Origin of the sequence: Legionella sp. km772, assembly GCF_003989735.1 — a bacterium.
Classification (GTDB): Bacteria; Pseudomonadota; Gammaproteobacteria; order Legionellales; family Legionellaceae; genus Legionella.
In genome coordinates this window covers 1-19,058 of record NZ_RZGQ01000018.1, presented here as the reverse complement: position 1 = coordinate 19,058, position 19,058 = coordinate 1, and the positions used below count along the sequence as shown (strand labels likewise).

Genomic DNA, 19,058 nt, shown 5'->3' with positions numbered 1-19,058 from the left:
GCTCCTATTGGGCTTCAATTGTGTGGGCAATTAATTTAATAATGGCTGAAAAATCAGCATCGCCTAAACCTTGCTCGACTAAGTCCTCATATAATTCCGTAGCCTTAGCACCTAAAGGGGTAGTAAGCTGCGCTTGATGTGCTGCTTTTTGGCTTAATAATAAATCTTTGAGCATCATTGCCGCAGCGAAGCCTGGTTTATAATCATTATTCGCCGGGACATTTTCTAATATTCCTGGTACCGGTACGTATTTACTTAAAGCCCAGCATTGCCCCGAGGCATTATTGGCTACTTCAAATAATTTTTGTGCAGGTAAGCCTAATTGCTCGGCAAGGGTAAACGCTTCTGAAACTGCAATCATGGAAATGCCTAGGATCATGTTGTTGCAGATTTTGGCGACTTGCCCACTCCCGGCAGCGCCCGTATGAATTAATTTTTTCCCCATTAAGGATAAAATAGGTTCAGCCTTTTCATAAGCCTTGAGCTCTCCACCCACCATAAAAGTTAAAGTGCCGGAAGTGGCTGCAGCAACACCACCGGAGACGGGTGCATCCACCGCAAGTAAGCCCTGTTGTTGCGCTGCTTCGTGCACTTGGCGAGATGAGCCCACATCAATAGTGGATGAATCAATAAACAAGGCGCCTGCCCGTGCATGCTGGAATAAACCATCTGGCTTAGTGCATACATCCAAAACTTGCTGCCCTTTTTGCAGCATAGTGATAATTACCTCTTGATCAATTGCTGCCTCTGATAATTGGTGGGCAATTCGCCCCCCTAAAGCAGCAAATTGCTCGAGCACTGTTGCTTGTAAGTCATAGGCAATAATGTCATGCCCTGCTTTTACTAAATTTGCGGCCATGGGAAAGCCCATATGACCTAAACCTATAAATCCAATCCGCGCCATTTTAAACTCCTTGTTAATGGGTGGGCATGGCAAATGCGTTTTCTTTCAATTCGGTAACCGGCCATTTGCTGGTTACTGTTTTGCGGCGAGTATAAAAATTAATACTTTCCTGTCCGTGCATATTTGTGTCGCCAAAGGCCGAGCGTTTCCAGCCGCCGAAAGGGTGGTTGGCAATGGGTACCGGTATGGGAATATTAATACCTACCATGCCCACTTGGACGCGCTGGCTGTATTCACGGGCAAAGAAGCCATCACGCGTAAAGATAGCTGTTCCATTACCGTATTGGTGTCTATTTACTAACTCCAGGGCTTCTTCAAAACTATTAACTCGTACCACTACTAAGACTGGGCCAAATATCTCATTTTGATAGATGGACATGTGCTCATTCACCTCGTCAAATAAACAAGGCCCCATATAAAAACCTTGCGGGTATTGGGGATGTTTAAAATCACGTCCGTCGATAATTAAACGAGCCCCTTCTTGCACCCCTTTGTTTACCGCAGCTAAAACACGCTCACGATGGGCGCTGCTTATTAACGGACCCATATCGGTATTCGCGACATCACCTGCATCAATACGCATGGCGCGTACTTGCGGGGCAATTTTGGCAATTAAAGCATCGGCTGTTTTATCGCCTACGGTGACGGCTACTGAGATCGCCATACACCGCTCGCCTGCCGAGCCATAAGCGGCACCAACAATAGCGCTGGCTGCTTGATCCAAATCCGCATCCGGCATCACGACACAATGGTTTTTAGCGCCGCCAAAAGTATGGGCTCTTTTTCCATAAGCAGTAGCGGTAGTATAAATAGTTTGGGCGACCGGTGTGGAGGCAACCGCAGTAAAGGCTGCAATATCCGGATGAGCTAATAATTGGTCCACCGTATTTTTGTTACCTTGCAAACAATTGGCAACACCCGGAGGAAGACCTGCTTCAGTTAATAATTCTAAGAGACGAACAGGCGCTGAAGGGTCTTGCTCAGAAGGCTTAAGGATAAAGGTATTGCCACAAGCGATAGCAGGAATCATCATCCAGACTGGAACCATTACGGGGAAGTTAAAAGGGGATACGCCGGCACAGACCCCCAAAGGTTGTCTTAGGGTATGGCAATCAATATGACTGGCTACATCAGCAGAAAAATCACCTTGTAATTGGTTGACCAACCCACAGTGTAACTCCACCACTTCAATTGCACGGGCTACGGAACCTTTAGCGTCTTCTATCGTTTTACCATGCTCCCGGGTAACAATACGCGCTAAATCCGTATGGTATTTTTCTAATAATTCACGAAAACGAAAAAGAATACGTGCTCTTTTTATTGCTGGGGTTTGTGACCATGAAATTCCAGCTTCTTTAGCAATAGCCACAGTTTTATCGCAAGTTGCTTTCGAAGCAAAATGAACTTCGCCTATTGCCTCTCCGGTTGCAGGGTTATAGACAGTTTGTCCTTCACTATTCGTATCGGTAACAACTTGACCATTAATATGGTGAGGTATGGTATAGCCCATAGTAAACTCCTTTTAAGGTGAGGGGTTTATCATCCTTTATTGATGGATAACTCAGAATGATATTTGCAAATTCGCTCTTCGAATGGACCTTAGTTTAGCATGAACTAAGCTCATTAAAACAATGGAGATTTTACCCTTTTAAATTAAAAATTTAATTATTGTGTTTAAGTAATTGTATGATTGAATTATTTATACAATAATGGAGAAAAAAGCAGTAAGGGATTAAGCTATGGGAAAAACAATTTTACGTGTTTTGGACGGCACGGTATTATCACCTGCCTTATCAAGTAAACTGCAAGAGTTACTGCCCGGATATACATTAGAGACCTTTCAAGCCAAGCCTAATTATGCGGCGAGTATTAAAAGCCGGATTGAAAGTTTACATGCTGCCTTTAACTTTCTTTTAGAGGCTTATCCCCTAGATCCTAAATTCACCTATCTTACCAAAGAAACCTTACTAAGTTATGCCGCTAGTGCTAAGGCTAAATGTAATTTAACCAAGACTAAGGTAGACGAATTACATAAAGAATTGGAACAATTTGCAGGGGCCTTAGTCAGCGTAATTCAAATTGCTTGGCCTGACACCGAAAAAACTAAGAAGGCCATTGCTTGTCTAAATGAAGCAGAGCAATACCAGATAATGAGTAAAGGAAGGCCTAATACTGCCACCCTAAGCCCCATGGATTATGGTCGGGGTGCTGAATATATTTTACAAATCGATGAGGCGCTTCCCGCTTATTATGATCAATTACTTGATGAATTAAGACTATTAAAAACGCATGCTTTTCCGCAAACCCCGGCATGGTTTGTTAATTTAAAACCAGAGGAGCAGGCTTATTTATGTAATTTAGGCATGGAGTCGGTAACTCCTGAAGCCTTAATTGAGGATCTGCAAGCCTTACTAGACAATTTAACCCTTATCAAAAGAGGTAGAAGTCACTCTATTTGGACTTCTGATTTGGACAAGATCAGTGTTGGCGAGATACCTTTACCTAACTGGTATAGCGAACTAAGTAAAGCCAAGCAAGAAATGATTAAAATTTTAGCAGGAAAGTCCGGAGCGATTAACGAGGCTATTACCACTTTTAAAACATTCTTAAGCGAAAAAAATACCACTTCATCTTTTGCTGCGGAACTAAAACAGGTGGCGCTTTTACCGCAATGGTATCTTTTATTACCTAAATTACAGCAGTTTTTTTTAAAACAAGTCATTAATACGGCAGCTAAACTAGAAGAGGCCGTTTTTTTCTTGCCTAGCCGTCTGCGGATGTTGCCCGCCCCTGCGAATTTTGAAGCCCATACGATAGTACGTATTGATAAGGATGGAGTAGCAGAGGAGCTAGCCGCCCGACGTTATCGCTCAAGTCATATTGTTAGTCGTGATTTAATTAAGGCAAAAATTCCCGATGCGGTTCGCAAACGCCATTCTAACGCAAATCTTGCGCAAGTAATGCGATATGCTCAAGATCAAGCCTTGTTATTGCAAACCTTGATTAGCCCTATAGGAATTGGCGATTATATTCCCTCACTCTTGCTGGATTATTTACCTGAGCTACCCCCCGATAAAGAACTCGATGATGAATTAAAAGATACTGTATTAGGCAGCAAATATGCCACGAAAGCGCATGTATTGAACCATCCATATAATATTGCTAAACGTTATTATTATACCGAAGCCACTGATCCCGATAGCATAAAATTAATTGAGGAGACGGAAGCTAGTATCGCCCAAATTGAAGATCTAAAAACCCAAATTTCTACGGTAGAAAAAGAAATTGCTCGTTTATCAGAACCAGCAAAACCTACTGTGAAAATAAAAGCTGAAGTTGGTTCTAAAAAAACCAGTGGCATAGATGCTTTAGCTTTTGCACAGCTACGCCTTTTAGCGCTACAAAAACAGTTGCCTAAATTTCACCCTAAGAAGGATGAGATTGCTGAACTAATAGAGGAGTATCGCTTGGTACTAAACTCCTCTCTAGGCTCAGCCACCGTATTTGATTATAAAGGTAGAGAATTATTTTTAAGCTCTTTAGAGCAACTTATTACCTTGGCTAAGAATGATTATTCTTATGGGTCGTGCGTTAGTGGTAAAGACAGAAAGGCCATAGAATTAATTCATACCGATGCAATGATTATTTATAAACTTCGTTATGGAGTATGGCCTACTTTTACTGATGGTGAGTTAGCCAGGAAAAAATTCGTCGCCATTGTTGCTGCTCTTTATCTATCACGCCATCAGCATGTATTGGCAGGACAAAATGCGCCAGGCTCTGAGGGCCTTAAGACGCCGGAATGGTATTTGCCTCAAGATATCTGCGATGAGATTAACCGCCAATTAGAAGATTCTAAGGCTATACAACATGACGATCGCCTAGCAACAGATAACGAAGTAAAAAATATTTTCACCAATCTACCGGAGGTGTTAATTGCGGAAAACAAGCTTAAGGCAACCTTGACTGCTAAGCAATTAGGAGAAATGGCTTGTACGGAATTATACAGTGCTTTATTCAAATTAACAGATTTGCCGCATTTATTCCAAGTTCCCACTAAAACCAAGATAGCGCGTAGTTTGAATATCTTTACGGAATATTCAGCCTTACCTGAGGGAATTGATAAGATAAAAAAATTAATGCATGATCCTGAGGCGGGAAATAATAATGTTGAACGCTTAGCAAAAATAATTGAAATCATCCTTAACCGCCCTTCCACCGACGATGCCCGCAAACCAGCCACCGTTTTAGTGTATGAGAGCTTATCCGGACTGTGCCAGGTGACCACCCCGGGACAAACTTTGGACGACTATGTTAGCGAAATCACCAAGGCCTGGACGGAGTGCTTTAATAAAGCAAAAGAGCGTCAAGCGGCTAAAGTAAGTCCGCCTTCAAGCGATGATGAATCAGTCAGCCCTACGATGTAAAACCTCTCACTACAGATGCTTAACCGGCTGCTTGCAGCCGGGCTACTCCGCAGAAAATATTTTTGCAAGAAAAATAGTTCATGGTTGCTGTTATTGACCAAATAGCAATTTTTATTGTCTTTAGTAGCCGCTACTGGTTGGTTAAAGAACGGATTCTAAGCCATACACCAGATGGTTTAATTGCATCACTTTTTGGCAGGCTAAAACAATTCCAGGCATAAAACATTGGCGATCCAGGCTATTATGGGTAATAGAGAGCGATTCTCCCTGACTACCAAAAAGAACCTCTTGACGGGCAAGGATCCCGGGTAATCGAAGTGAGTGCAGATTAATTCCTTCATAAGCACCACCCCGTGCACCCGGTATTAACTCTTTCAGTGCAAGCTCGTTTTTGGGTAGTTGTCGAGCAGAAGCAATCATTTCTGCTGTTTTTAAAGCTGTACCCGATGGTGCGTCTAATTTTTGTTGATGATGGGCCTCGATTATTTCTACTTCGGGGAAGTACTCTGCGACTTTGGCCGCGCAAATCATCATTAGTACTGCCCCAATGGAAAAATTGGGAGTGATGATACCGCCTAAAGCTTGTTGTTGGCAGCGTTGATTTAATTCAGCAACTTCTTCCGCCCCTAAACCACTTGCGCCAATTACTGGCCGTGCACCCGACTCAATGATAGTTAGACTATTTTCATAAACACAATCAGCGCGGGTTAAGTCGACGACTATCTGCGCTTGGCTAGTTTTGATCGTTGCGGCTAGATTATCGTTCCGGCCTAATTGAGCTACGAGATTAAATTCAGGATGAGTTGCTAGAGTAGTACAGGCAAGACTGCCCATTTTTCCTTTAGCACCGTTTACTATCACTCGAATGGGCATAAGATCCTCGAAGAATTATTTTTTAGTGGGTGTTGGTTGATGAATTAGTCGCCAGGCCCACGCGGATGCAAAAGGCCAACCTATTACAGTAGCTTGCATGATGAGAGCAACGATTGCACCGCCTGGATTGTCGTAAGCAAGCAGTACTGACCAAGGAAAAAATACCGCGAGAATGGACATAAATATTCGCTTCATTTAGGCACCTGTCTTTGGTTAGAATTTATGATTATATACTTATAATTGCTCTTTTGCGATGTTGTATTGTGGAATCCTGGGATTGTTTAATCGGTTTTATGCAGTTCTCCGTACCCCCATTTAGCCGATTCTTTGTATAAAGGAGAGCTACCCTTTTTTAAGCTTGCAAACTGACTTTAAACATTGTACATTGTCCGCTCATTTCTAAGACGAATAGTTTTATCATTGTTTTAAATTTGTTTCCAACTATGAAAACTCAGATTCAATTCATTTTACATAAATTAAAGGTATCATAATGAGTAAACAGGAGCTGCATCCCCGCACCGCTGTTCTTAATAAAAATCAAAAAAATTACTCTAAAAAATTGAGAGTGCAGGCTTTACAATGGCTTGCAGCGCAATATCCTGCCGCGTTTGACAATTCCTTATGTATCCGGCCCTTAAAAGCTGGAATTATGGACGATATTTTGCAACAGGCAGATAAAGCCCTAGCGGCGGGTATTTCCAAAGGAAAGTTAAGAGAGGCCGTCGTTGTTTTTACTCGGCGTCTTGATTACTTAGCCTGTTTAAAAGCACGGGAAATGCGGATTGATTTACAAGGAAATGAAATTGCTGAGGTGAGTCAAGAAGATGCCGAAGCGGCTGCAGCCAAAATAAGAAAGCGCGTAGAAAAAAGCGCCCGTAATGCACGTAAATTATTAGCGAAACCTGCGCTTACTGCCAACACGCAAAGCCTCGTATCAGTAAAGACAAATCGTTATCAGCCTCCAGAACAGGATGATTATTTCCCAACTTATCCTTCTCGTGGCTCCATGTATGCTGCAAGTAATGCTGCTCCACCTGCTAAAGTTGCTCCGGTCATAGTGAAACATAAAACCACCAAGCAATATGATCCCAGTGCAGTGGCACGATTAAAAGAAAAACTAGGTTTATCACGAGTAGAAGAAAAAAAAGAAGCTGTTGAATAATGAAAATTCTAGCTTTACTTTTTTTGTGTAGTGCAGGGGTGGCTGCGGCCCCTCAGTTTATTAATTCGCCACCGAATTTTGCAACTCAGGTAGAAATTAATAGCGGAAAATTATGTAAGACAGCCAAGAATACTCTAGAGTATTTGAATAGAGGTGCCCATTATGATCCGGCGGTCATTCATGAGGGCAGGCTTGTTAAGATTCCCTTAGCCAAAATTAAAGCGACCTTGCTCTTTATCTGTGCGCATCAACAGCAGTTAAATGATCCTGGATTTATAAAGCAGCATTTTACTTTCTGGCGCTGGTATCCTGATCTGACTGAAGTAAAAAGCCTAGCCCCACAAAAACCCCTACTTAAAAATTTACCTAAAGATAACATTCTGATGACTAAGTATTATGTACACTTAGCTAAAGCCAGTATGAAAAAACGAGGCTCAATGATTTATCCTTTGTACGGTCTTCCTTCTGATGAACAGCATTTAAGTTTAGAACAGGCCAATGCTCAACCTCAATTGACTCGTTTTCGCTTCGGGAAACAAGCCATCTTAAAAGGAGCTTTACAGGGTAAAGTACCGGTTTTAGCTTATCTTAGCCGTGATGATTTAGAGGCCGCCTTATTACAAGGTACAGTAGTCGCTGATTTTGGCCCGGGTATTGGAAAAAAAATATTTAATGTCCATCGCTGCAATAACATCGACTATGACAAGCGCAAGGGGCCTTATGCGCAAGAGCGCTACTGGTACTTCAAAGAAGTCGATGGAATTAAGGGCTATGGCAAAGATGCAGAACATAAAATAACCGTGGAGCCGTCGGTCACTTTTGCTGCCGATTTAGAGCACTTAGGCTTGGGTAAATTATTATTAGTGCAATACAAAACATCCTCAGGGGATTTAATTTCTCGAGCGGGGGTTTTAGCGGATACGGGCGGAGCTTTTAAAAATAATTTATATCAAGTCGATTATTTAGCCGGCAGCTTCTCAGGCAAAACTAATTATCTTAAGGCAACGCGGCATTTACCTGATTATGTTCAAGCTTATTTTATGGTAGTTAAAGACTAATTATTTTTTATCTTTATATTCTGACTTTTTAAGGATTCTTATGTTTTTTGTCTTCATCGGTGGGGCTTCGGCAAGTGGAAAAACAGGTGTTTCTGAGCATTTATTAAAAAAATTAAACGATAAGGGGATTAAAACCCAGAAGCTCAATATGGATGATTATTATAAAGAGCGACCTGATACAGTGAGTAATGAGGTATTTCGCGCCACGACTAATTTTGATGTACCTGAAATGTTACATCTTGATTTATTCCAAGAACATGTGGCCGCTTTAGGGCGGGGTGAAAAAATTAGCAAACCTCTTTTTTCTTTCCTCACCAATAAACGCAGTGGCGAAGAAGAGGTTAACCCTTCTGAGGTAGTTATTGTTGAAGGGATCTTTGCCCAACTTTTTTATCAACAGCATATGGCTGCAGATTTTCCAGCTCTTAATGTTAATGTTAGTACTGATAGCCTTAATGACATCGTGGAGAGACGAATAGCCAGGGATATAGCCAGTCGGGGCCGTAGTCGTGAGGATGTTATTGCGCAAGAGCAGCGCTATGTAGGTCCTGGTTTCTTTAAATATACAGCTTGTTATGCCGCAGGTTCGGATCTTTATATTAATAATCAAAAACATACTGAGCCTGAAGCGCAGAGTAAAGAGCTGGATCGGGTTGCTGATGAAATTGCTGCAGCAGTAGTAAAAAGAAAGAGCGAGCTCTCAGTCGCCTCGTCTGCCTTTGCCCGAAGTAGAAGACCTGATGTGCGGGCATTAGTGGCGGCGAGTCATTTTAAAGCAGGTCATTGTACTGCTAATAAATTTACTGGCTACTTTAACGGTGTATTTGGTGGGGTGGCAGGAGACTACGAAGAAGTGTTTCCGCAAGAGGAAGACGCGTTGTCAGAAGAAGAGGGGTGGTCTATTAGCATTAGTTGCGCGGTGCAATAAATGAATGGTCGGTTGGGCTGCAGCCCAACCTTAACTGAACTATATTTTTTCTAAACAAATAATCTCCATTGAATTGGTTCCGCCTGGTGTACCAATATATTTACCCCGGGTTAATAAAACAAAGCCCTTGCGTTCTAAATAATTCGCGTCTATCAATTCATTAAGAATTTTTTCGTTTAATTGTTCTGAGGAAAATTGATGATAATCAATGAATATAGGGAACACATTATTTACTAGGCTTAAACGGCCAACGGTCCTCTTATTTGCTGAGATGGCAAAGATGGGGACAATACTATGTTGCCTTGAAATCCAAAGAGCTGTGTCACCGGATTCAGTAAGCGTGATAATAGCTTGAATAGGAAAATGATTAGCGGCATGCATGGTGGCCACAGCAATTGCTTGATCGGCACGTTGATAATGACAAGCCTCACTCGTTTCTGAGCGGTAAAAAATGCTCGCGTGCTTCTCTGCACTTAAGCAAGTTTTATTGACCATATTAATGACTTTAACTGGATAATGCCCGCTGGCTGTTTCTGCAGAAAGCATTACCGCATCTGTTCCATCCAAAATGGCATTGGCGACATCCGAAACTTCTGCCCTGGTAGGTTGCGGATTACTAATCATTGACTCCATCATTTGGGTCGCTGTGATGACGACCTTATCTAGAAGCCGGGTTTGTTCGATAATGTGTTTTTGAATAGCAGGTACTTCCGCGGCGCCGATCTCTACGCCTAAATCACCCCTTGCCACCATGATTGCATCAGATTCTTCAATAATTTCGGTCAAATTGACCAGGGCTTCGGAACGTTCAATTTTGGCAATAATAGGTGTTGTTTTGCCACCTAAGCTTTTGATTAATTCACGAGCATGGCGAATATCATCGGCATCTTTGACAAAAGAAAGGCTTATATAATCTACTTCGGCTTGAATAGCTGTTTTTAAATCATTGATATCTTTTTCCGTTAGGGTTCGAGCAGCTAGTCCACCACCCTTTCTATTTAATCCTTTTCGATCACTTAAGGGACCACCTTCAATCACTAAGCATTGAATTTTTGAACCCTTGATTTCTTTCACTTCCAATTCAATTAAACCATCATTAATTAATAAATAATCACCGATGGCAAGCTCTTTATCTAAATTAGGATAGACTACAGCGACTTCTTCGCTGTTTCCTAAGAAGTCATCATTGTTGCAATCCAGGGTAAAGGTTTGTCCATCAACTAGGGTAATTGCTTTATTTTGAAAGCGGCCAATCCTTATTTTTGGACCCTGCAGATCAGCCATGACCGCTACAGGCCGTTTAATCTCATCAGCTATCATGCGTACGTCTTTTATTAATTGAATGGCAGACGCATCGGCATGGGAAAAATTGATCCGTACCACATCTACTCCAGCTTGGAGTAGTGCGGTTAATACCGTTAAATCTTTACTTACTGGACCTAGGGTTGCAACTATTTTAGTTCGACGTAACATCTTGGGCTCGCTCCTGCAAAATGGCGACAGCGGGTAGGGTTTTACCTTCTAAACACTCTAAAAACGCCCCACCTCCGGTGGAAATATAGGAAATTTGTTGATTAAGATCGTATAAGTCTATTGCTGCTAAGGTGTCGCCACCTCCGGCAATAGAAAACGCATCACTTTCGGCAATAGCAATCGCTAAAGCACGGGTACCATAAGCAAATTGAGCAAACTCAAAAACACCTACCGGTCCATTCCAAATAATGGTTTTGGCGAGATCGATGATATCGACATAATCACTGATAGTAGTGGGTCCAATATCTAGAATCATGTCATCGATTGCCACATTAGCTAAGGATTTATTAAAAGCAGGGCAACTTTCCCTAAATGCCTTCCCTACGACTACATCGGTGGGTAGGGGAATAACACAGCCTTTTTCTTTCGCAAGTTGCAAAATTTCTCTTGCTTCCTCTAAAAGATCGGGTTCATAAAGAGAGACGCCAATTTCAAATCCTTGGGCTTTTAAAAAAGTATTAGCAATACCACCTCCTGGAATTAAATAGTCAACGATACCTACCATTTGTTTCAATAAAGTTAACTTTGAGGATACTTTAGCGCCGCCAACAATAGCTACTATGGGTTTTTCTGGAGCTTCTAGGGCGCGCGAAATGGCTTCTAATTCGCTAACCAACAAGGGGCCGGCTGCCGCAATTGGGGCATATTGAGCGACCCCATAGGTCGAGGCTTGCGCACGATGGGCTGTACCAAAGGCATCCATGATGAACACATCACAAAGTTGGGCTAATTTTTTCGCCAGCACTTCGTCATTATTTTTTTCGCCTCTATTAAAACGGACATTCTCACACAACACCAATTCACCCGCTTTAACATCCACCCCCTCTAGGTAATCACTCACAAACCTCACCGGATAGGCTAGGGTATCCTTTAAGTAATCAGCCACAGGTTGTAAAGAAAAATTAGGGTCAAATTCGCCTTCTTTGGGACGGCCTAAATGGGACAGCACCATGACCGCAGCGCCCGCTTGCAAAGCAGCATTGATGGTGGGCAATGCTGCTTGTAGACGCTGATCACTGGTAATCATCCCCTCTTTAATCGGTACATTCAAATCCTCGCGGATCAATACGCGTTTACCGGTTAAATCTATATCACTCATTTTGATAAGGTTCATTTTTTTCCTTTAACGGCTCATCATATGTAGCGCAGTGTCAATCATACGGTTAGAAAAGCCCCATTCATTATCGTACCAGGAGACTACCTTCACTAATTTGCCTAAGACTTTAGTTTGAGCGGTATCAAAAATAGAAGACGCTGGATTGTGATTAAAATCACACGATACTAAAGGATCTTCATTGATGTGTAAGATTTTACTTTTGGCCGCCCGGACTAAATCATTGACTTCTTGCACGCTGGTTTCGCGTTTGGCGATAAAGGTTAAATCAATAACGGAAACATTCAACACTGGAACCCGCATGGCAAAACCATCTAATTTACCAGCCAATTCGGGCAATACTAAACCTACAGCAGAAGCAGCCCCGGTTTTAGTTGGGATAATTGATTGGGTTGCTGAACGCGCCCGGCGTAAATCATCATGAGCGCCGTCTAAAAGGACCTGGTCATTAGTATAGGCATGGACGGTATTTAATAAACCGGATTCAATGCCGATAGCATCATTTAAAGGTTTGACCACTGGAGCTAGGCAGTTAGTAGTACATGATGCATTAGAAACAATAAGATCTGATGCTTTAAGATCGTTATGGTTCACACCATAGACAACGGTTGCATCGACATTTTTCCCAGGCGCCGAAATTAATACTTTTTTCGCCCCGGCCGTAATGTGTTTCATTGCTGCTTCGCGATCAGTAAAAAAACCAGTGCATTCTAGAACTAAATCCACATTTAGGTCTTTCCAGGGAAGCTTAGCAGGATCACGTTCGGCAAAAACACGGATATTGTGCCCGTTGACGAGGAGGGAATTGCCTTCTGTACTTACCTCAGCAGCAAAACGGCCATGGGTTGAATCATAGCGAGTTAAATGGGCAATGACCTCAAGGCTTGATAAATCATTTAATGCCACCAGCTCAATTTCATTTTGTTTTTTATATTCAAAAAGTGCTCTTAAAATACAACGGCCAATGCGACCATAACCATTAATTGCGACGCGTATTGCCATACTACTTCTCTCCACGTTGAGGTGTTTAACTCATTTTTTAGAGGTCCACCAAGGGTTATTTCTAGTTCTTATAGATTGTTTAATTAACCGCTCTAAAACCAGAGCCTAAGCTTTTTGGGTTAAAGCTGTTAATGTTTCTACTATTTTTTCTACTGTTATTCCTAAAAATTCATAAGCATGGCCTGCCGGTGCAGAGACGCCAAAACTATCTAGGCCAATTACCGCCCCATCTAAACCGACAAACTGGTACCAATAAGCGGTGCTTGCTGCCTCAATGGCAATTCGTTTTTTAATCGCTTTAGGCAGCACTGATTCTTTATAAGCATCATCTTGGCTTAAAAAGAGTTCTGGTGCGGGCATAGAGACCACTCGAGTCTTAATTCCTGTTGCTTGCTCTGCGGCTAAAAGTGCTAACTGTACCTCAGATCCAGTAGCAATTAAAAGTACATCGGCCATCCCCTCGCAATCACGGATTATGTAACCCCCTTTTTTAATCAAGCTCGCTGCATTGTGCGTGTGGGGAAGCGCTGGTAAATTTTGGCGTGATAAGAGCAAAGCGGTAGGACCGGTATGCTGTTCTAAAGCCATTTGCCAGGCAACCGCTGTTTCCATTAAATCGGCAGGTCGCCATATACTCATGTTCGGGGTCATCCGCAGCATTGCGGCGTGTTCAACCGGTTGATGGGTGGGGCCATCCTCCCCTAAACCAATGGAGTCATGGGTTAAAACATAAATAACCCGTTGCTTCATTAAGGCACTAAGGCGTAAGGCATTGCGAGCATAATCAGCAAAGACCAAGAAAGTTCCGCCATAAGGGATAAAACCACCATGCACAGCAAGCCCATTCATGATTGCGGCCATGCCAAATTCCCGCACCCCATAATAAAGGTAATTACCCGAAAAATCATGCACAGAAATCGGCTTACTGCCGGACCAATCGGTATTATTGGAACCGGTTAAATCAGCCGAGCCACCTAACATTTCAGGCAAGAGCTTAGCAAAATATTCGATACATTGTTGGGATGATTTACGGGTAGCAATAGCTTTTTCATTACTTAAGCATTGCTGGAGGAAATTTTGGCTTTGATCTAGCCAATTGTCGGGTAAATCGCCATTAATCCGCCGTAAAAATTCGGCATTTTCCTGGGGATAATGTTCTTGATAGCGGTGTTGCAGCAATAACCATTCCTGCTCTTCTTTTTGTCCGTGCTCCCTATGATCCCAATGTTGATAAATGGATTCGGGAATGACGAAGGCTTCATGTGGCCAATTAAAAAACTGGCGGACTTTGCTAAGATCTTCGGCGCTTAAGGGCGAACCATGTGATTTTTCACTGCCTGCCACTGATGAACCTAAGCCAATAATGGTTTTACACATGATTAAGGTGGGCTGCTTCAGGTTGGCTTGGGCTGTTTGAATGGCTTGTTCAATGGCCGCAACATTATGGCCATCCACGTCTTCTATCACTTGCCAGTTATAAGCTTTGAAACGCGATGCTGTGTCATCGGTGAACCACGACTCCACTTTGCCATCAATGGATATGCCATTGTCATCATAAAATACAATTAATTTTCCTAGGCCTAGGGTACCTGCAAAAGAGCAGGCCTCATGCGAGATGCCTTCCATTAAGCAACCATCACCAATGAAGGTGTAGGTATAATGATTGACTAAATCATAATGTTCACGATTATATTGAGTTGCAAGAATGCGCTCAGCAAGTGCCATTCCCACAGCGTTGGCTAAACCTTGCCCTAAAGGGCCAGTAGTAGTTTCTACTCCCGGTGTATGACCAAGTTCAGGATGCCCTGGGGTTTTTGAGTTTAATTGGCGAAAATGACGTAAGTCATCAAGGCTTAGATTATAACCCGTTAAATGCAGTAAGGAATAAAGCAGCATGGAGCCATGACCATTGGAAAGGACAAAACGATCGCGATTAAACCATAAAGGATTTTTAGGATTATGTTTTAAGAATTTTGTCCATAACACAGTTGCGATGTCCGCCATGCCTAAGGGCATTCCTGGATGACCTGATTGAGCCTGATTGACGGCATCAATCGATAACATGCGTACTGCATTTGCTAACTCGTGAAGATTATTCATGCATCCTCTGGGCTATTTAAATAGAGCACTATTGTCGCTCAGAAGGGCTAAATCAGCAAGAAACAGTTCATTTTTCCCGTATACTTATGTAAATTATGCGGCTGATTATTGCCATAAATTTACTTATTGTTTATTTTTTGATAAAATAGATGCATTTTATTATGATCCAATAATAAATGACGCTAAAGAGGCTAAATTTTTTTATATAAAATTAACTAAAGTTCATTATATTTGAGGAATCATGGGGCCCATTACTCAACATTTACGTTCGCTTCTTCCTGAACTGCCACAACCTTGTGATGATTTAGTGCGGCATTGGACTTTTGATGTCTCCCTTAAGCGCTTAGGGCCCGAGGTATATTCTAAGCTTCTTCCTTTACACCCTATTTTAAATGTTGAGTACAGCGTTTTATGTAACCAACTGCGCCACGATTTTTTATTTCCTAATGAGGCAAATAAAAAGCACGTTAGGGAGCGCCTAATCACTGCCTTGATGTTTTGTGAGTTACTAGAACATCTTAACCAGCATTACCTGGTGGTGCCTCGCGAAGTGGTTCGCCTGCGTAAGCAACAACAACAATTTAGAACCTTGCTTGCGGAATTAGCGGGCTTTACTTTCGCAAGTAACCTATTAGAAAAAGACGAAGTAAATGCCGGTCTTTCAACTTCGCAGCAAATTCGCGATTTAACCATTCAAACCAATTGGTATCGGATTTGTGCCAATCGGAGTAAGCGGGTCATTAATTTATTAAATGAAGTTATTAAGAATTCACCCTCATTTAAAGAATTTGTCGCCAATTTAGATAGTTATGCTAATCCATTTTTAGCTTATTTTGGTTTGTTTTTTCATCTTCCCCGTTTAATGACCAATTCGTTTTTAATAATTAAACATACTATCCCCGGCTGGTGGATGAATGAGGCCGAAGCATCTCTAAACTGGACGACGCGATTGTACGGCCAAATGCAGCGTCGTTGGTTTGAGATGGGTAATGATGCCGTGTGGACTGCAGTGAGTGCCCTAAGTATCTTTGTATTCGTGGGGGCTGCTGCGACGGGCGCCGTCTACTTATCTACAGCTGCCTTTGCCTTTGATGTACTGAATGCTGCTGCCCGTGCTTACGTCGAATTGAGACGCTTATATTCTTTGCATGATGAATATGAGGAACTCCTTGAAAAAGCGGGTAATAGAGAACAAGAAAAATTTATTCGTAACCATTTAAAGTTTATAGAAAATCGCATTAAGTTTGAGCACTTACGTTTTGGTTTGCATGTTTCAGGTACGGTGTTGATCCTGGGGGCCATGTCGTTGGCCTTACCTGTGTTTGCAATTAGTAGTCCCGTACTCTTAGCTAGTGCGGTTTTTTTAGTCCTGTTGTGGGGTATCACTTTTGAATTAACTCGTCGTCTAGATAAGTACCGACCCAATGAAACTATCGAGGTGCCTGCGAGTGTTGGTAAATTAGGCTTCTTTGCGCCGAAGCCTGAGCATAAGTCAGAGGTCGCAAACGAGTTGTCTTCTGATTATGAAATTGAAGGCGAAACGAGAAGTCCACCCTTATTTATCTAAATCATTACTAGAGTAGAGCCTTTGTTAGTGGATATGCTATGCTTCTATCATTGTCAACAAGGGATTACTTAACTATGTCTTCAACAATTGGGTTGCCACAATTTAGCCACATCGATATCGCCGGGTTTAAAACGCATTTAGACGCTCTATTAAAACATAATTTAGAGCAAATCGAACATTTGCTGCAAGAAAATACGCATTATACTTGGGATAATTTGATCTATCCTTTAGATGATCTAGCTGATGCTTTAGAGCGACGTTGGTCACCGCTATCACATCTTCATTCGGTAATGGATTCAGAAGCGTTACGTGAATGTTACAATGAGTGTTTACCTTTATTATCCGCCTATGAAGCTGCGGTGGGTCATAATAAAAAATTATATGAAGCGATTAAATCAGTGGATACAAGCCACTTGAACGCGGTGCAGAAAAAAATCCTGCAAGACAGTATCCGCGATTTTGAATTATCCGGGGTTGCTTTGTCCGAAGAAGATAAAAAGCGCTTTGAAGCCATTCAAACCCGCTTGTCCGACTTGTCCAACCAATTCGAGCATAACATCTTAGATGCAACCCAAGCTTTTACTATCCATCTCACCGATGAGGCGCGGATTAAAAATCTACCCGAGCATGCTCTAAGTGCCGCAAAAGAACTCGCTGAGGAAAAAGGTTTGCCAGGTTATGTCTTCACTTTAGAGTATCCGAGCTTTCATGCGGTAATGACTTATTGCGAGGATCGCGCCTTGCGAGAAGAGATGTATCAAGCCTATGTAACCCGCGCCTCCGATCAAGGCCCTAATGCCGGACAATTTGATAATACGGCCCTCATGAATGAAATGCTGGCTTTGCGCCAAGAAAAAGCCCAGTTGTTGGGCTTTGCTAATTATGCAGAGCTGTCTTTAGCGACCAAGATGGCCGAATCAACCAAACAGGTCATGCGTTTTATGAATGATTTAGTCGATCGCGCCCGCCAACAGGCGAAAGAGGAGTTCCACCAATTAGAGCAGTTTGCCCACCAAAACTATGATCTCTTACCAGTGAAGCCTTGGGATAGTGCCTATCTATCGGAGTTAAGAAGAAAGTCCTTATACTCCTTATCTCAAGAAGAATTACGACCCTACTTTCCCCAGCCTAAGGTAATGCAAGGACTTTTTGCTATTATTAAAAGGCTCTATGGGGTCAGTATGCAAGAATTGCCAGGTGTTGATGTTTGGCATAAAGATGTTCAATGTTACGCCGTGGTGGATCAGCATAATCAAGTCCGTGGTTACGTATATACTGACCTCTATTCAAGACCCCATAAACATGGTGGGGCATGGATGGACTCAATGCAGAGCCGCAGAAAGCTTGAAGATGGTACCATCCAGTTGCCTATTGCGACTTTAACCTGTAATTTTGCTAAAGCTTCCGGGGCAAAGCCTGCTTTATTATCGCATGATGAAGTAACAACCTTATTTCATGAAATGGGGCACTGCCTCCACCATTTATTAACCCAGGTGGATTATTTAGGTGCCTCAGGAATCAATGGCGTGGAGTGGGATGCAGTAGAATTGCCCAGCCAATTTTTCGAAAACTGGTGTTGGGATAAAGAGGCTTTAGCCTTATTAACTGCGCATGTTGATAGTGGTGAGGCTCTACCGGACGTGTTATTTGAGCGTTTAATTGCCGCGAAAAATTTTCAATCGGCCATGGGCATGCTCAGACAACTTGAATTTTCTTTATTCGATTTTCGTATCCACCAAGAATATAAGCCACACAGTTCTTTTGTGACTGATACCCTCTCTGATGTACGCAGCAGAACGAACATCATACCGATCGCCCCCTATAATCGGTTTCAGCACAGCTTTAGTCATATTTTCGGCGGCGGTTATGCGGCTGGTTATTACAGCTACAGCTGGGCGGAAGTGTTATCAAGCGATGCCTTTTCCCGCTTTGAAGAAGAAGGGGTATTTAATACCCAAACCGGCCATGACTTTTTAAAATCAATCTTAGAAGTGGGCGGTTCAAAGACTGCTGCAGAGGCCTATAAAGAGTTTAGAGGACGTGCGGCTACAGTTGATGCCCTATTGCGCCATAATGGCATCCAGTAAAACTTGCTTGGTTGATTGAGGTGAAAAGAGCTCTGTAGAGGGTTTATTGAGCTCTTTAATCCCTAAAGCCAAGGTTGACGCAAGGTCGAATTTATCAACTTATTTTTGTAATCATAGCCCTTAAATTCTGCTGGCTAGGGGTTTATTTAACGCCTAAGAAATATGTAAAAAAAGCAACTATACTTAATTACTCATGTTACGCACGGTCAATTTTAAGCTGCCATATTTTTAAGCTCCTGCCAAGCAATCTGGTTCGCTCTAAGAATCAATTTGTACTTAATAGCAAAGTGATTTAAATGAGTT

At 42.3% G+C, this 19,058-nt stretch carries 15 protein-coding genes; 7 read left to right on the top strand and 8 right to left on the bottom strand.

All coding sequences use genetic code 11. From position 1 onward, the window contains the following. Positions 1-4: 4 nt before the first annotated feature. Complete coding sequence (gene mmsB, locus ELY15_RS03860; RefSeq protein WP_127098336.1) at positions 5-904, bottom strand: 3-hydroxyisobutyrate dehydrogenase; 900 nt, start codon at positions 902-904, stop codon at positions 5-7. A 13-nt stretch (positions 905-917) separates the two neighbouring features. Then, a complete protein-coding gene (locus tag ELY15_RS03855) occupies positions 918-2,414 on the bottom strand; it encodes a CoA-acylating methylmalonate-semialdehyde dehydrogenase (protein WP_127098335.1) in 1,497 nt (498 codons plus the stop codon). A 229-nt stretch (positions 2,415-2,643) separates the two neighbouring features. Between ELY15_RS03855 and sidP the strand changes: the two genes are divergently transcribed. Continuing rightward, entirely contained in the window at positions 2,644-5,331 is a 2,688-nt protein-coding gene (sidP, locus tag ELY15_RS03850) for a Dot/Icm T4SS effector PI-3-phosphatase SidP (protein WP_127098334.1), read from the top strand. 141 nt (positions 5,332-5,472) lie between these two features. Here sidP and dapB read toward each other — a convergent pair whose 3' ends face one another. Together dapB and ELY15_RS03840 are read right to left on the bottom strand one after the other, a co-directional pair. Beyond that, positions 5,473-6,204 (bottom strand): 4-hydroxy-tetrahydrodipicolinate reductase, encoded by a 732-nt coding sequence (dapB, locus tag ELY15_RS03845; protein WP_127098333.1) that lies wholly within the window; start codon positions 6,202-6,204, stop codon positions 5,473-5,475. Positions 6,205-6,219: 15 nt separating this feature from the next. Next, a complete protein-coding gene (locus tag ELY15_RS03840; protein ID WP_127098332.1) occupies positions 6,220-6,399 on the bottom strand; it encodes a hypothetical protein in 180 nt (59 codons plus the stop codon). Positions 6,400-6,694: 295 nt separating this feature from the next. Here ELY15_RS03840 and ELY15_RS03835 point away from each other — a divergent pair, with 295 nt between their 5' ends. Genes ELY15_RS03835 through ELY15_RS03825 form a run of 3 tightly spaced genes read left to right on the top strand, consistent with a single transcriptional unit; the run spans position 6,695 to position 9,352 of the window. Next, the gene (locus tag ELY15_RS03835) at positions 6,695-7,366 is read left to right on the top strand and encodes a ProQ/FinO family protein (RefSeq protein ID WP_127098331.1); all 672 of its coding nucleotides are present in this window, start codon (positions 6,695-6,697) and stop codon (positions 7,364-7,366) included. After that, the gene (locus ELY15_RS03830; RefSeq protein ID WP_127098330.1) at positions 7,366-8,424 is read left to right on the top strand and encodes an MltA domain-containing protein; all 1,059 of its coding nucleotides are present in this window, start codon (positions 7,366-7,368) and stop codon (positions 8,422-8,424) included. Before ELY15_RS03835 ends, ELY15_RS03830 begins: the two co-directional genes overlap by 1 nt. A gap of 40 nt (positions 8,425-8,464) precedes the next feature. Then, complete coding sequence (locus tag ELY15_RS03825) at positions 8,465-9,352, top strand: uridine kinase (RefSeq protein ID WP_127098329.1); 888 nt, start codon at positions 8,465-8,467, stop codon at positions 9,350-9,352. Positions 9,353-9,391: 39 nt separating this feature from the next. Here ELY15_RS03825 and pyk read toward each other — a convergent pair whose 3' ends face one another. The 4 genes from pyk to tkt form a co-directional block, all read right to left on the bottom strand. Further along, entirely contained in the window at positions 9,392-10,825 is a 1,434-nt protein-coding gene (pyk, locus tag ELY15_RS03820; protein WP_127098328.1) for a pyruvate kinase, read from the bottom strand. Further along, positions 10,809-11,999: a phosphoglycerate kinase gene (locus tag ELY15_RS03815; protein WP_127098327.1), complete on the bottom strand. Its 1,191-nt coding sequence runs from the start codon at positions 11,997-11,999 to the stop codon at positions 10,809-10,811. The genes pyk and ELY15_RS03815 overlap by 17 nt, the downstream gene beginning before the upstream one ends. A gap of 9 nt (positions 12,000-12,008) precedes the next feature. Continuing rightward, positions 12,009-13,001: a type I glyceraldehyde-3-phosphate dehydrogenase gene (gap, locus tag ELY15_RS03810; protein WP_127098326.1), complete on the bottom strand. Its 993-nt coding sequence runs from the start codon at positions 12,999-13,001 to the stop codon at positions 12,009-12,011. A gap of 105 nt (positions 13,002-13,106) precedes the next feature. Further along, on the bottom strand, positions 13,107-15,101 hold the full coding sequence (gene tkt / locus ELY15_RS03805) for a transketolase (protein ID WP_127098325.1): 1,995 nt from the start codon (positions 15,099-15,101) through the stop codon (positions 13,107-13,109). A gap of 241 nt (positions 15,102-15,342) precedes the next feature. Here tkt and ELY15_RS03800 point away from each other — a divergent pair, with 241 nt between their 5' ends. From ELY15_RS03800 to ELY15_RS16045, 3 genes are all read left to right on the top strand, one after another. Beyond that, on the top strand, positions 15,343-16,668 hold the full coding sequence (locus tag ELY15_RS03800; protein WP_127098324.1) for a hypothetical protein: 1,326 nt from the start codon (positions 15,343-15,345) through the stop codon (positions 16,666-16,668). 74 nt (positions 16,669-16,742) lie between these two features. Next, positions 16,743-18,755, top strand: a complete 2,013-nt coding sequence (locus tag ELY15_RS03795; protein WP_127098323.1) for a M3 family metallopeptidase — start codon at positions 16,743-16,745, stop codon at positions 18,753-18,755. Positions 18,756-18,829: 74 nt separating this feature from the next. Continuing rightward, positions 18,830-19,051, top strand: coding sequence for a hypothetical protein (locus tag ELY15_RS16045; protein WP_158617410.1), 222 nt, complete (start codon positions 18,830-18,832; stop codon positions 19,049-19,051). Positions 19,052-19,058 lie beyond the last annotated feature (7 nt).